Below are 14839 nucleotides of genomic sequence, written 5' to 3'. Positions count from 1 at the left end.
TGCCACCACCCTTACGATTCAAGATCATCGTCATCGCCGCCGTCAATGTCGTCTTGCCATGATCGACGTGACCGATCGTGCCGACATTCACGTGCGGCTTCGTCCGCTTAAATTTCTCCTTGGCCATTTATCACCTCGTCTTCTTTATGTAATTTAACTTCTTATTCCAAGTCTCATTTTTTCAGTAACCTCTTCGGGAACCGGCTGATATGACGCAAACTGCATCGTGAAAACAGCACGCCCCTGAGAAATGTTACGAAGTTTTGTCGCGTAGCCGAACATTTCCGACAACGGGACAAGAGCGTTTATTACCTGTGATTTATTCTTTGGCAGGATGCCACCTATCTGGGCCCGCCTTGAATTTAAATCATTCATTATATTTCCGGCGTAATCTTCAGGAACAATTATTTCGACCGTCATGACCGGTTCAAGCAGAATCGGGCCAGCCTTTTCCGCGGCATCCTGGAAGGCCATTGAGGCCGCAATGGAAAAAGCCGTCTCGGTAGAATCAATTTCATGGATGGAACCGTCAATAATCTCAACTTTTATACCAATCATCGGATTACCTGATATAGCGCCATTAAACGCTGCCGATCGTATACTTTTTTCGATAGACGGAATGTATTGTCTGGGTATAGCCCCTTCGGTAATTTTATTTTCGACAATAAATCCGGTTTCACCTTCAAGAGGTTCAATTCTGATAACCACGTGACCATATTGCCCCCTACCACCCGATTGCCTGATAAATTTGCCTTCGCCGGTTTGAGTTTCTGTGATTGTTTCCTTATAGGCTACCCAGGGCTTGCCGACATTGGCCTGAACTTTGAATTCGCGCAAAAGACGGTCGGTTAAAATATCAAGGTGCAGTTCGCCCATACCGGAGATTATGGTTTGACCTGTTTCCTCATTAGTCGTTACTTTGAAGGTCGGATCTTCTTCGACGAGCTTCGCCATAGAATCATTCAGTTTATCGTGGTCAGCCAGAGTCTTCGGCTCGATAGCGACGCTGATTACCGGCGCGGGGAATTCTATCAGGTCCATTTCCATGGGATGCTTGATATCGGAGAGAGTATGACCGGTTGCGGTTTTACGGAAACCAACTACGGCGACGATATCGCCGGCCCGGACTTCCTTCACTTCCTCCCTTTTATTCGCATGCATCCGCAAAATACGGGCCACTCTTTCTTTTATTCCGGAGCTGGCATTATACAAATAAGAACCAACCTTAATCGTCCCCGAATAAACTCTTATATACGTCAGACGGCCCACATGTGGGTCCGTTACAATCTTAAACGCCAGTGCGCAAACGGGTTCATTGACATCAGCTTTCCGTTCCGCTATTTTTGACGAGCTTGGAATATGTCCTTTTACGGCCGGTTTGTCAAGCGGAGAAGGAAGAAAATCAACAATGGCATCGAGAATTTTCTGGACGCCGATATTCTTAAATGATGAACCGCACATAATCGGGACAATGGTGACATCCAGGCAGGCGCGTCGAATTACGTCCAGCAATTCATTACAGTCAATTGGCTCTTCAGTCAAAAACTTTTCCATTAAACCATCATCATAACTCGAAACCGCTTCAAGAAGATTTTCTCGATATTTTTTGGCCTCGTCGAGTAGATCGTCGGGAACGGGTAAATCCTCAAATTCCGCACCCTGCGAATCGACAGTTGCCACTCGGTAGGTCATATTAATCAGGTCGACTACTCCGGTGAAGGTATCGCATTCTCCGGCGGGAATTTGAATCGGAACGGCATTAGCCCCCAATCTTTCTCGTATTTGTTCGACAGCGCCATAGAAATCGGCCCCGATTCGATCCATTTTATTAACATAGGCGATGCGGGGAACGGCGTATTTATCAGCCTGATACCAGACCGTTTCAGATTGTGGTTCAACTCCGCCGACGGCACAAAAAATCGCCACGGCTCCATCAAGAACTCGCAGCGAACGTTCAACCTCCACGGTAAAATCGACATGCCCGGGGGTATCAATAATATTTATAGTATGATTACGCCAAAATGTGGTGGTAGCCGCTGAAGTTATAGTAATCCCGCGTTCTTTTTCCTGCTCCATCCAATCCATGGTCGCCGCGCCGTCATCCACTTCACCGATACGATGAGTTTTGCCCGTATAAAACAGCATACGCTCGGTAGTCGTAGTCTTACCGGCGTCGATATGGGCCATAATACCGATATTGCGGATATCATTTAAAGATGCTTTGTTCGACATCTTAAACCTGCTAATTCGTGCGCTAAAAGATGATAACCAATCCAGCGCTCGCGCGACGTCTCAGCAGGGTCAGTCGGCAAGCTATTCGGACGGAGCGGTAACCATAAATTTCCCCGGTAACTGGTCGACGGTTAACGACGCCGTCGAACGGGAATCAGAGGGTTACCACCTGAAATGCGCAAAAGCCTTGTTGGCTTCCGCCATCTTATGCGTATCTTCCTTCTTTTTTATTGACGCTCCCTCATTATTGGCGGCAGCCAAAAATTCGGCAGCTAATTTTTCGGCCATGGTTGTTTCGGAGCGAGCCTTGGCATAGGTAATCGCCCAGCGAATGGCCAAAGCCGATTTTCTATTCGGTCTAACTTCAACCGGGACCTGGTAGGTGGCGCCGCCAACTCGGCGGGACTTTACTTCAAGAACCGGCTTAATATTATTCAACGCTTTATGAAACAATTCAAGCCCCGGAGTCCCCGATTTATCTTCGCATATTTCAATCGCGTGATAGAGTATTCCCTCGGCGACCGATTTTTTTCCGCGAGACATTAAACTTCCTACAAACTGACTGACTACCAGATCACCGTATTTGGGATCCGGAATCCGTTTTCTTTTTTCTGCAGCTTTTCTCCGTGGCATATTATTCTTTCTATATCTTATCAGGCGCTTTTCTTAGGCCTTTTAGTTCCGTATTTACTGCGACCGCAATTCCTGTCGGCAACTCCGGAGGTATCCATCGCTCCCCGAATAACATGGTAACGAACACCCGGTAAGTCTTTAACTCGACCGCCTCGAATGAGAACGATAGAATGTTCCTGCAAATTATGGCCTTCGCCCGGAATGTATGCGGTTACTTCCATTTGATTCGTCAAGCGAACACGAGCGACTTTTCTCAATGCGGAGTTTGGCTTCTTTGGCGTCGAAGTATAAACGCGAGTGCAAACACCGCGTTTCTGCGGACAGGATTTTAAAGCAGGCGTATTGGTTTTTTCCAGGACTTTCTTGCGTCCTTTACGAATCAACTGGCTAATTGTTGGCACATCAACTCCTTAACTCAAATTTCTAAACCATTGCAAAAATCAAAAAAGCCACGTATTATACTAATTAGTATCGGCAAGTCAAGCGTTTTTATGAAAAATATCGCTCAACATTGAATCATCGGATTCAGATTCTTCCTCCAACAATTCATCCAGGGGTTCATCCTCAGCTTCAATCCGGACACTCCTGTATTTCTCTACACCGGTACCGGCCGGTATCAGCTGGCCGATAATTACATTTTCTTTCAATCCCTGCAGGGTATCGGTTTTTCCGGTCACGGCGGCTTCGGTCAGCACTCGAGTTGTCTCCTGGAACGATGCCGCCGAGATAAAGCTCTCGGTCGACAGAGAAGCCTTGGTAATACCCAGAAGCAACGGTTCAAACGTGGCCGGCTCTCCGCCCTCGGCGATTACCCGGTTATTTTCTTCCATGAACTTGGCGCGATCTACCTGCTCTCCTTCAAGGAAAGTCGTATCGCCGATTTCCTCGGCACGAACTTTCTGCAGCATTTGGCGGACAATAACCTCGATATGCTTATCATTAATCTTCACGCCCTGGAGTCGATAAACCTCCTGAATTTCGTTAACCAGGTATTCCTGCACCGCGCCGACGCCCTTAATCTGCAAAATATCATGCGGATCAATCGAGCCTTCACAGAGCCTTTCACCGGCCATGACGCGATCACCATCATGAACATGCAGGTGCTTTCCGTGAGGAATCAGGTATTCTTCGGTTTCGCCAACGTCACCTTCTACAAAAATTTGCTGCTGACCGCGGACAATTTTACCGAATTTTGTAGTGCCGTCAATTTCGGAGATTACCGCCGGGTCGTGGGGACGACGAGCCTCAAACAGCTCGGCCACCCTCGGCAAGCCACCGGTGATATCCCGAGTTTTGGAAATTTCGCGGGCAATTTTCACCAAGACCATACCTCGAGTCACTTTTTCGCGATCGACGACTCTCAAGTTAGCGCCAGTCGGTATTCGATAATTGGCCTTAATTTTGCCCTTGGGATCTAAAATGGTAATAGCCGGGAAAAGTGTTTTTTCTTTGGTGTCGATGATGATCGGCTGGATTTGACCGGTTGTTTCGTCAATTTCTTCTTTAAGGGAAATATCCGGAATGATATCCTTATATTTAACGGTCCCGCCGATTTCCGTAATAATAACGTTTGAATAGGGATCCCACTCAAAAAGGATTCCGTTTTTCTCAATTTCATCACCGTCACCAAGAGCCAATTCCGCACCGTACGGTACAACGTAGCGTCCCAAGCCCCTGCCATTCTTATCGACGATTTGAATTTCACCGTTTCTATTCTTGACGACTTTAACTCTGTCACTCCGAGATATTGTCTGCACATTATTAAACTTGACGAAGCCATCATGTTTTGATTTTGCCTGAGATTGACCGGCGATCTGTTCAGCCGTTCCACCGATATGGAAGGTTCTCAAAGTTAACTGCGTGCCCGGTTCACCAATTGACTGGGCCGCGATTACTCCAACAGCTTCCCCAATATCAATCATCTTTTTTGTGCCGAGATTTCTTCCATAACAGCTTGCACAGGCGCCCCGCTCGGATTCGCAGGTCAGGACGGAACGAATATTCACCGACTCAACGCCCGCCTCTTCAATCCTTTGAGCGTCTTCTTCCTTGACTTCATTTCCGGCCTCAAGGATAACTTCTTCGGTAACCGGATCGATAACATCTTCGAGAATGACTCGACCTAAAATTCGATCGGCCAAGGACTCGATGACTTCTTCACCCTCCTTAAGTGCGGTAACGTCAAGCCCAAGAATGGTCTCGCAGTCATATTCGCTAATGATGACATCCTGAGCGACATCGACCAGCCGGCGGGTAAGATATCCCGCGTCGGCGGTTTTCAGCGCGGTATCGGCCAAACCTTTTCGAGAACCGTGAGTAGAGATAAAATACTCCATCACCGACAGACCTTCGCGGAAATTCGCCGTAATCGGGTTTTCAATGATTTCTCCAACGCCACCGGTGATTTTCTTCTGCGGCTTGGCCATAAGTCCGCGCATTCCGGCCAGCTGACGAATCTGCTCTTTGGAGCCTCTTGCCCCGGAATCGGCCATCATATAGACCGGATTAAAGCCGTCCTGGTCGGCCGCCAGATTATCAAACATCACTTCCGCGACAGTAGTCGAGGTGCGGGTCCAGGTATCAATAATCTGATTATACCTTTCACCGTTGGTAATTACGCCGCGCATATATCTTTTCTGAATTTTATTGACTTCCTTTTCAGCCGTTTTAATCAGATCATTTTTTTGCTTGGGGATAATCAAATCGTCGATTGAGACAGTTGCTCCGGAACGAGTTGCCCAACGAAAACCGAGATCTTTTAGATTATCCAGGAAATACACCGTTTCGGTTTGTCCGACAGTCTGATATGATTGTGAAACGAGTTCTTCAATCTTGGCCTTTGTGGCGGTGTCATTAAAATACCCTAGTTTATCCGGAACAACCTGATTGAAAATGATGCGGCCGACCGAAGTTTCCACTAATTGACCATCCATCCGCACTTTTATTTTGGCGTGCGTATCGATAAAGTTTTCATCATGAGCCGACAGAGCTTCATTCTCATCGTAAAAAATCTTTCCTTCACCCTTGGCCTTTGGACGCAACTTGGTCAAATAATAGCATCCCAAAACAATATCCTGCGAAGGAATAGCGATCGGACGTCCGGACGATGGCACGAGAATATTATTGGTTGACAACATCAGGATTCGGGCTTCCAACTGGGCTTCAAGTGATAACGGGACGTGTACCGCCATCTGGTCGCCGTCAAAGTCAGCGTTGAAAGCGGCGCAAACTAGCGGATGTAGCATAATCGCTTTGCCCTCGACCAGTCGAGGATAGAAGGCTTGAATTCCCAGACGGTGCAGGGTTGGAGCGCGATTGAGCATGACCGGATGATCTTCAATGATTTCTTCCAGGATATCCCAAACTTCAGGCCTTTCGCGCTCGACCAAACGCTTGGCCGATTTGACCGATTGCACGTACCCTTTTTCTTCAAGCTTCATAATGATGAAAGGCTTGAATAACTCCAGAGCCATATTCTTGGGCAGTCCGCATTCATATAGCTTCAGGTCCGGACCGACAACGATTACCGAACGTCCCGAATAATCAACTCGTTTACCCAGAAGATTCTGGCGGAATCGACCCTGTTTTCCCTTTAATAAATCAGACAAAGAACGCAAGGGGCGCTTGGAGTCACCACGGACGGAATGCGTTCTGCGGCCATTATCAAACAAGGCATCGACGGCTTCCTGAAGCATTCTTTTTTCGTTTCTCAAAATTACTTCCGGAGCCTGAATATCAATAAGCTTTTTGAGTCGATTATTGCGGTTAATAACCCGGCGATACAAATCATTCAAATCGGAAGTCGCGAATCGTCCCCCTTCGAGAGGAACAAGCGGGCGAAGATCGGGAGGAATGACTGGAACAACCTTCATTATCATCCATTCCGGACGATTTCCCGAATGACGAAATCCCTCAACGACTCGGAGCCGTTTTAAGCTATCTTTTTTTCGCTGGACCGACGTTTCATTTTTTATCTGCACTCTTAAAGTAACCGCCAAATCTTCCAAATCAATTTTCTCAAGCAGTTTAATAACCGCCGGGGCGCCCATATCAGCTTCAAATTCCTTCCCGGCTTCTTCGAGTTCAAAATACTCTTCTTCCGGTATGATATCTCCTTCCTTATAAGGAGTATTTCCCGGATCAATGATGATATATGATTCGTAATAGAGAATCTTTTCAAGTTCGCGGACCGATAAGTCAATCAGATGACCGATTCGAGAAGGCAGCGATTTGAAATACCATATATGCGAAACCGGCACGGCCAATTCGATATGGCCCATTCTTTCACGGCGCACTTTAGCCTGGGTAACTTCGACCCCGCAACGGTCGCAAACTATCCCGCGGAAACGAATCCGTTTATATTTTCCGCAGTTGCATTCCCAATCTTTTACCGGTCCAAAAATACGCTCACAAAACAAACCGTCTCGTTCCGGCTTGAATGAGCGATAGTTAATGGTTTCCGGCTTGGTTACTTCACCGTAAGACCAGGATAGAACCGTCTCGGGAGAGGCCAGTCTTATCTGGATGGCCTTAAAGTTTGGAGCTTTTTTTTGCATTTTTCCCACTATGTTCAGCACGAAAACACTCCTTTATTTGGGACCGCTCGGGTCAGTTTTTTCCATCAAAGTAACGTCGAGTCCTAGAGCCTGCAGCTCCTTGACCAAAACATTAAACGACTCCGGTATTCCCGGTTCCGGAGGATTTTCCCCTTTGACGATCGATTCATAAATCTTGCTACGCCCGGCGACATCATCAGATTTGACGGTCAGCATTTCCTGAAGCGTGAAAGCGGCGCCGTATGCTTCAAGAGCCCATACTTCCATTTCGCCAAATCGTTGTCCGCCAAACTGTGCTTTTCCGCCCAAAGGCTGCTGCGTTACCAACGAATAAGGTCCAATACTCCGGGCATGAATCTTATCATCGACCAGATGCGACAGTTTAAGCATGTAAATCTGGCCAACCGTAATTCGATTATCAAATCTCTCACCGGTACGACCATCATAGAGCCAGGCTTTGCCATCCTCATCAATACCGGCCGCTTTTAATTCGTCTTTAATCTCAGACAGGCTGGCGCCGTCAAAAACCGGGGTCGCGTAATGAACGTTTAATTTAGCCGCAGCTGCTCCAAGATGTGTTTCCAATAGCTGCCCGACGTTCATACGCGAAGGGACGCCCAGCGGATTCAGGATAATATCGACCGGCATGCCGTCCTCGAGATAGGGCATATCCTCTTCCGGTACTATTTTTGAAACGACTCCCTTATTACCGTGACGTCCGGCCATCTTGTCACCCACGGATATTTTACGCTTTATGGCAACCTGCACTTTGACCAATTGCTTGACACCAGGAGACAATTCGGCGCCACGCTCGACTTTATCGATTTCAACTTCCATTTCCGCGCGTTTATTAGCCAGTAAGGTGGACGCCTCACCAATAATTTTATCCACCCGCTTATTGACGGCATTTTCGTTTGTAAAACCATCCGGAGCGATTATTAGGTCGAAATCAAAATCGGCAAGATCTTCTTTTTTGTACTTGTGTCCGGCCCGAATCATAACGGAATTATCAACAATTGAACGCACTGTTCCGGATGTCTTGCCATCCAAAATCTCACCCAACCTTTGATTACGATAGGATGCGATATCCTGAAAAAGCCGATTGTATTCTTTCTTTATATTGGCAATATTTTGTTTTTCATATTTTTTGGCTTCTTCGGTTCTTTCCTTGCGGGAAAACACCTTGGTATCAACGACTATCCCCCGCATACCGGGAGGCGCCTTGAGAGAAGCGTCTCTGACATCACCCGCCTTTTCGCCGAAAATTGCCCTGAGAAGCCGTTCTTCAGGAGATAGTTCGGTTTCGCCCTTAGGAGTTACTTTTCCAACGAGAATATCTCCAGCTTCAACTTCCGCGCCCGATCTGATAATACCGTTCTCATCCAGATTGAGAAGCGCTTCTTCGGATACATTGGGGATTTCACGAGTAATCTCTTCGGAGCCCCGCTTGGTATCTCTGACCTGGAGTTCGAATTCCTCAATATGAATTGATGTAAAGACATCATCTTTAATCATCCGTTCCGAAAGAATAATAGCATCCTCAAAGTTATAACCCAGCCAGGGCATAAAAGCGACCAGAACATTCCTTCCCAAAGCCAACTCGCCGGCGTCGGTAGAAGGACCATCGGCGATTAGATCGCCTGCTTCCACCGCATCCCCAACCTCAATAACGGGATGCTGATTTATGCAGGTATCCTGATTCGAGCGCTGGAACTTAGTCAGATCATATACATCGTCCTCGTAATAACCCAGTTCATCCGGTTTGGATTTTACGTCAGGACGAACGATCACTTTTTGGGAATCAACATAAATCGCTTTACCGGTACGTTTAGCGATAACAGTTACTCCCGTGTCAGTGGCAACCTTCCGTTCCATTCCGGTTCCGACATAGGGAGCGGTGCATCTCAAAAGCGGGACCGCCTGACGTTGCATATTGGAACCCATAAGAGCGCGGTTAGCGTCATCATGTTCCAGAAATGGTATCAGCGACGCAGCCACGGAGACCAGCTGATTGGGACTAACGTCCATATATTCAACTTCTTTGGCGAGAACGACCGGATAGTCATCCCGATGACGGCAGATAATCATTTCATTTACGAACCGATTATTCTTATCCATCGGTTCGTTGGCCTGAGCGATAATATGACGATCCTCCTCATCGGCCGCCAGATATTTAATATCGCCGGTGAATTTTCCATTCTTGAATTTGCGATAGGGCGTTTCGATAAAACCGTATTTGTTAATCCGACCATAAGTCGCCAGGGAAACTATCAGACCGATATTCGGACCTTCCGGAGTTTCTACCGGACACAATCGGCCATAATGCGTATGGTGCACGTCGCGGACTTCAAAACCGGCTCGCTCACGTGTCAAACCTCCCGGACCCAGAGCCGACAATCTTCTCTTATGAGTCAATTCCATCAGAGGATTGGTTTGATCCATAAATTGAGATAGCTGCGAAGATCCGAAGAATGTCTCAATAACCGATGAAACAGTACGGGCATTGACCAGCGTCTGGGGAGTCTGGGGGTCAGAGTCTTTCAGGCTCATTCGTTCTCTGATATTGCGAGCAACCCGGGAAAGTCCCACCGAATACAGGTTTGACAATAATTCGCCGACCGTCCTGGCGCGGCGATTACCCAAATGATCAATATCATCAACGAATCCATGCCCATTGCGCAAAGCGACCAGGCATTTGATAATGCTGATGAAATCCTTATTATCGAGAGTCGTATGCTCAAGAGGAATATCCAGTTTGAGTCGTTGATTTATCATATATCGGCCGACTTCGCCCAAATCGTATCTCTTTTCATTAAAGAACAGTTTTTCCAATAAGGATTCGGCCATTTCTATCGTCGGCGGTTCCCCCGGTCGCATCAGAGAATAAATCTTATTGAGAGCATCCTCCCGATTTGCGGTGGTGTCTTTGGCCAGAGTATTAATAATGACGTAGGCTTCCCGATGTTCATCGACCATTAAGACTTTTAGTTTCTTGTGCTTAACATCTTTCAATTTATCGAGAATCACTTCGGTAATCGTCTCACCGGCAGTAACAATAGTTTCTTCGGTTTCCGTATTCACAACGCTCTCCGCCGCGAAATTCCCCGGAAGCTCGGCTGCCTTTTTCCCGGCCAGGCTTACTTTGGAAATGTCATAAAAGATATCGAGTATTTCTTCATTTGTGGAATATCCAATTGCGCGCAGTAAAGCGGTAGCGTGAATTTTCCTGCGGGAGTCAATATGCACGAACATGATGTCATTAATGTCGGTCGTAAATTCCACCCAGCTGCCCCGATATGGTATAATACGCGCTGAAAATATATGCTTTCCATTGGGATGAATGCCTTCATTGAAGAAAACACCGGGAGAGCGATGCAATTGAGAAACGATGACTCTCTCTGAACCGTTAATAACAAAAGTTCCACGGCTGGTCATTGTTGGCAGTTCGCCCAGGTAAACTTCCTGCTCAATAATATCCTTAACCTGTTTTTCCTCTCCCTCGCCTTCGCGGCTGACAAGACGCAGGGCAGCCTTTAACGGAGCGGCATAGGACATATTCCGTTCCTGACACTCGGCAATGGAATACCTCCGGGTACCCATTTGATAGCTGACAAACTCCAGGGTATAATTCTCCCGGATGTCAGAAATAGGAAATATATCCTGAAAAATTTGCTGTAATCCCTGGCGAGCTCTTTTATCGGGATCGACATTGCCCTGTAAAAAATCATCATAAGACTTCAGCTGTACATCAAGCAGATTGGGCAATTCGCAACCGCTGGGAATTTTGCCGAAGTTCTTTCTTTCGATGGATAGTTTCCTGGCCAAATCGGAGTACCTCCCCGAAAAAATATAACCATCCCCTAATACGGTTAAACCGTTAACCGCATTTCAGCAAGGATGGAAATTCCGTTATGTAAATACCTGAAAGCCGTTTTTTTTTGCATTATGTCTCTAATTTTTCTAGAGCCTTTCTGAACCTCAGGTACCCTCTCAACCAACTCAGTAAATGCCATTCTCCCCTGTGGAAGAATAGCAATGGTAGGTAATCCCGCCCGAATGGGCGGGATTCATTACTTAATTTCAACCTGGGCGCCAACGTCCTGAAGCTTGTCGCGTACCGCCTCGGCCTCTTCTTTAGTGACGCCTTCTTTAACCATATTGGGAGCGTTATCAACCAATGCTTTGGCTTCTTTTAGCCCCAGGCTGGTTAATTCGCGCACAACCTTAATTACCTGAATCTTTTTATCTCCGGCGGACTGCAATTCCACATCGAACTCAGTCTTTTCCTCGGCCACAGCTTCACCACCGGCAGCCGGAACCGCAGCGACAGCAACCGGGGCCGCTGCCGTCACACCAAATTTATCCTGGAGTTCCTTCGAAAGATCAGCCAACTCGAGCACCGTTAAATTCTCAATCTTCTCAACGATCGCCGCTATTGTTTTGTTCTCTGACACTGTAATACCCTTTCGCTTTAACATTTACAAAGCTATTTGGTTCCCGACACAATTCGACAAAACCGAGTCTTATTTCCCGGCAGCGATTGTGGCCGATTTATAGCTATTTATTAATCTTCACCTTTTTTCCTGGCCAGCGCGTCTATTGTGCCAACCAATTCACGCATTATTCCGTCAATAGTTCCCACAAATTCCGATATTGGTCCCTCAATCGCAGATATCAATTGAGAAAGCAAAATTTCACGAGATGGCAGCTTTGCGATTCTTTCGGCAGCCTGGCCGTCATAAAGCTGCTTATCTATAAATAATGCCCTGATTTCCGGTTTTTTGACGTTGTCGAATTCTCTTTTGGCGTCGAATAGAATCTTAGTCGGAATATTAGGATCAGTATTTGATACCGCTATCGCTGTCGGCCCATTCAAAAGTCCGATCATTTCATCAAAACCGGCCTCTTTGGCAGCCAGGCGCATAAGAGTATTTTTTGAAATAAAGAACGTTACTCCCTGTTCGCGCAAATCCCGGCGCATCTTCGTCATTTGAGCAACGTCGAGCCCCATGTAGTCGGTAATAATGATATTATTAGCTTCCGCTAACTGCTCTTTGAGAGCGGCTACTTTATCTATTTTTGCTTGCGTTGGCATTTTATCGTCCCTTCTACTTCTTCAGCTCGAGCAGAATCGCGTTATGATCGAGTCTTAAACCGACACCCATGGTAGAGCTGATGCTGGCGCTTTTAATATAAGTTCCTTTGGCCGCCGGCGGTTTGGCGCGAACGATGGCACTCATAAATTCCATCGCGTTTTTGATTAGCTTTTCTTTATCAAACGAAACCTTGCCGATAGATGATGATAGACCGCCCTGACGGTCGACACGGAACTCAATTTTTCCGGCTTTCAGTTCTTTGACCGCTTTCCCGACATCCATTGTTACCGTTCCGGATTTGGGATTAGGCATAAGACCGCGAGGACCGAGTATTTTACCTAATCGTCCGATTTTGCCCATCATATCGGGAGTAGCAACCACGACGTCAAAATCAATCCAGCCTTCCTGGATTTTTTGAGCTTCTTCATCACCGCCGATATAATCCGCTCCGGCTTCTTCGGCTTCTTTAGCCTTCTCGCCCTGGGCAAATGCGATCACCTTAATAGACTTACCCGTTCCATGCGGTAACGAAACCGTTCCGCGAACGATTTGATCGGCATGCCGCGGATCAACGCCGAGTTTTAGATTAATATCAATCGATTCATCAAATTTGGCGAAGGAATTGTCCTTAATAAAACCGATCGATTCTTCAACGGAATACTGTTTGAGTTTATCAAATCTTTCTAAAACAGCACGTTGGTTTTTTGATTTTTTCACTTTTTTTCCATTCTCCCTAAACAAAAAATGAGTAGGTTCTAACGAATTGCAGAATTAATTCTGCACATCAACACCCATTGACCGGCACGTGCCGGCAATTATTTCAATTGCAGTATCCATACTGGAAGCATTGAGATCAATCATCTTTATTTTCGCGATTTCTTCCAGTTGAGCTCTTGTAATTTCACCTACTTTATCTCTATTTGGCTCTCCCGAACCCTTCGCCAGGCCAAGTGCTTTTTTAATTAAAACAGCCGCCGGAGGGGTTTTGGTAATGAACGAAAAGGATTTGTCTTTATAAACGGTAATTACCACCGGAATAATCAGACCGACATCTTTTTGGGTTCGAGCATTAAACGCCTTACAAAATTCCATTATATTGACACCGTGCTGACCCAATGCGGGGCCAACCGGAGGGGCAGGATTGGCATTACCGGCCGGAATTTGCAACTTTATAAATGAATCAATCTTTTTAGCCACCTCAAACAGCTCCTTACTATCACTTTTGTTTGACCATCTCTACCTGGAGAAAGTCAAGTTCAACCGGCGTTGGACGACCGAATATCGAAACCATAACCTTGGCTTTTTTGCGCTCCATATTCACTTCCGAAATAAACCCGGCAAAATCCGCGAAGGGTCCGTCAATGACCTTAACCTGGTCACCTGCCATAAATGGGATATCGGTTACCTCGGCTTCACGAGTTTGATCTACCTGACCGAGTATCCGATTAACTTCTTCCTGCTTTAGCGGCTGAGGTTTTCCTTTGGCGCCAACGAAGTTCGTAATCCCTGGGGTCGAGATAACCATATTTTGAGTTGCTTTATCCAAATCCACTTCAACAAGAATGTAGCTGGGCAGAAACTTTTTGGTGGAAGTTGACCGTTTACCGTCCTTCATTTCCGTAACCTGCTCGGTGGGAATTAGCACATCACCAAATTTTTCGATCAATGCCGAAGACTGAATGGCCGATTCCAGATATCTCTTGGCCTTTTGTTCGTGGCCAGAGTATGTATGTACCGCGTACCAGAGTAATGCCATTTTTCACCAAACCAAATTTAAAATATTGTTCTTACGATCTTATCCAGCGCGAAGTCAACAATACCGATAAATATTGAAACGATTATGGCTACCACGACCGTAACAATGGTCGAACCGACGATTTCCTGCCGGGTCGGCCAGGTTACCTTTATCATTTCGGCCTTCGTTTCCTTTAAGAACTTTACAATTTTCTGCACATCAAACCTTCATAATTTTTCCAGGCCAGGAGGGAATCGAACCCCCAACCGCCGGTTTTGGAGACCGGAACTCTGCCAATTGAGCTACTGGCCTAAAATACTCACCGCATCTCGCGATGCTGAGTATGTTTATCGTAATGCCGCCAATATTCCATCCGCTCGGGATGGGCCTTATTGTTTTTCCGAGTTGAATAATTACGCCGTTTACACTCAGAACAGGCAAGGGTGACCATATCATGCGACATAAAATCATTCACCAGTTTTTTATTCGATTACTTCGGCGATGACGCCGGCGCCTATCGTACGCCCGCCTTCGCGGATCGCAAATCGAAGCTCTTTCTCCATCGCGATCGGAGTGATCAACTCGGC

General features: G+C 46.6%; 14 protein-coding genes and 1 tRNA gene. All 15 read right to left on the bottom strand.

Annotation, left to right across the window (positions count from 1 at the left end; all coding sequences use genetic code 11):
* The coding region (locus tag V3V99_01160; protein MEE9441262.1) for a GTP-binding protein at positions 1-127 on the bottom strand (127 nt) is incomplete at its 3' end.
* Positions 128-153: 26 nt separating this feature from the next.
* Complete coding sequence (gene fusA / locus V3V99_01155; protein MEE9441261.1) at positions 154-2232, bottom strand: elongation factor G; 2079 nt, start codon at positions 2230-2232, stop codon at positions 154-156.
* Between the two features lie 162 nt (positions 2233-2394).
* Positions 2395-2865 (bottom strand): 30S ribosomal protein S7, encoded by a 471-nt coding sequence (rpsG, locus tag V3V99_01150; protein ID MEE9441260.1) that lies wholly within the window; start codon positions 2863-2865, stop codon positions 2395-2397.
* A 20-nt stretch (positions 2866-2885) separates the two neighbouring features.
* A complete protein-coding gene (gene rpsL, locus V3V99_01145) occupies positions 2886-3266 on the bottom strand; it encodes a 30S ribosomal protein S12 (protein MEE9441259.1) in 381 nt (126 codons plus the stop codon).
* A gap of 78 nt (positions 3267-3344) precedes the next feature.
* Entirely contained in the window at positions 3345-7421 is a 4077-nt protein-coding gene (gene rpoC / locus V3V99_01140; protein ID MEE9441258.1) for a DNA-directed RNA polymerase subunit beta', read from the bottom strand.
* Between the two features lie 33 nt (positions 7422-7454).
* The gene (rpoB, locus tag V3V99_01135; protein ID MEE9441257.1) at positions 7455-11246 is read right to left on the bottom strand and encodes a DNA-directed RNA polymerase subunit beta; all 3792 of its coding nucleotides are present in this window, start codon (positions 11244-11246) and stop codon (positions 7455-7457) included.
* Positions 11247-11491: 245 nt separating this feature from the next.
* Positions 11492-11899 carry a 50S ribosomal protein L7/L12 gene (gene rplL / locus V3V99_01130; GenBank protein MEE9441256.1) on the bottom strand — a complete coding sequence of 136 codons (408 nt, stop codon included), beginning with the start codon at positions 11897-11899 and terminating at the stop codon, positions 11492-11494.
* Between the two features lie 86 nt (positions 11900-11985).
* Positions 11986-12516 carry a 50S ribosomal protein L10 gene (gene rplJ / locus V3V99_01125; protein ID MEE9441255.1) on the bottom strand — a complete coding sequence of 177 codons (531 nt, stop codon included), beginning with the start codon at positions 12514-12516 and terminating at the stop codon, positions 11986-11988.
* 13 nt (positions 12517-12529) lie between these two features.
* On the bottom strand, positions 12530-13234 hold the full coding sequence (rplA, locus tag V3V99_01120) for a 50S ribosomal protein L1 (protein MEE9441254.1): 705 nt from the start codon (positions 13232-13234) through the stop codon (positions 12530-12532).
* 54 nt (positions 13235-13288) lie between these two features.
* Entirely contained in the window at positions 13289-13714 is a 426-nt protein-coding gene (rplK, locus tag V3V99_01115) for a 50S ribosomal protein L11 (GenBank protein MEE9441253.1), read from the bottom strand.
* Between the two features lie 19 nt (positions 13715-13733).
* Positions 13734-14273 (bottom strand): transcription termination/antitermination protein NusG, encoded by a 540-nt coding sequence (gene nusG / locus V3V99_01110; protein ID MEE9441252.1) that lies wholly within the window; start codon positions 14271-14273, stop codon positions 13734-13736.
* Positions 14274-14290: 17 nt separating this feature from the next.
* Positions 14291-14470, bottom strand: coding sequence for a preprotein translocase subunit SecE (gene secE / locus V3V99_01105; GenBank protein MEE9441251.1), 180 nt, complete (start codon positions 14468-14470; stop codon positions 14291-14293).
* Between the two features lie 21 nt (positions 14471-14491).
* Positions 14492-14564: transfer RNA gene (locus V3V99_01100), tRNA-Trp, on the bottom strand.
* A 7-nt stretch (positions 14565-14571) separates the two neighbouring features.
* Positions 14572-14715, bottom strand: coding sequence for a 50S ribosomal protein L33 (gene rpmG, locus V3V99_01095; protein MEE9441250.1), 144 nt, complete (start codon positions 14713-14715; stop codon positions 14572-14574).
* 19 nt (positions 14716-14734) lie between these two features.
* Positions 14735-14839 (bottom strand): hypothetical protein (locus V3V99_01090; GenBank protein MEE9441249.1); only part of this gene is annotated, 105 nt, incomplete at its 5' end.

This window comes from Candidatus Zixiibacteriota bacterium (assembly GCA_036480375.1).
Classification (GTDB): domain Bacteria; phylum Zixibacteria; class MSB-5A5; order GN15; family JAAZOE01; genus JAZGGI01.
This window is presented reverse-complemented; position numbering and strand designations above follow the sequence as displayed.

Coding starts and splice junctions, on each gene's coding strand:
- fusA (MEE9441261.1), bottom strand. CDS start 2,232: ATGTCGAACAAAGCATCTTTAAATGATATCCGCAATATCGGTATTATG.
- rpsG (MEE9441260.1), bottom strand. CDS start 2,865: ATGCCACGGAGAAAAGCTGCAGAAAAAAGAAAACGGATTCCGGATCCC.
- rpoC (MEE9441258.1), bottom strand. CDS start 7,421: ATGCAAAAAAAAGCTCCAAACTTTAAGGCCATCCAGATAAGACTGGCC.
- rplL (MEE9441256.1), bottom strand. CDS start 11,899: ATGTTAAAGCGAAAGGGTATTACAGTGTCAGAGAACAAAACAATAGCG.
- rplJ (MEE9441255.1), bottom strand. CDS start 12,516: ATGCCAACGCAAGCAAAAATAGATAAAGTAGCCGCTCTCAAAGAGCAG.
- nusG (MEE9441252.1), bottom strand. CDS start 14,273: ATGGCATTACTCTGGTACGCGGTACATACATACTCTGGCCACGAACAA.
- rpmG (MEE9441250.1), bottom strand. CDS start 14,715: ATGTCGCATGATATGGTCACCCTTGCCTGTTCTGAGTGTAAACGGCGT.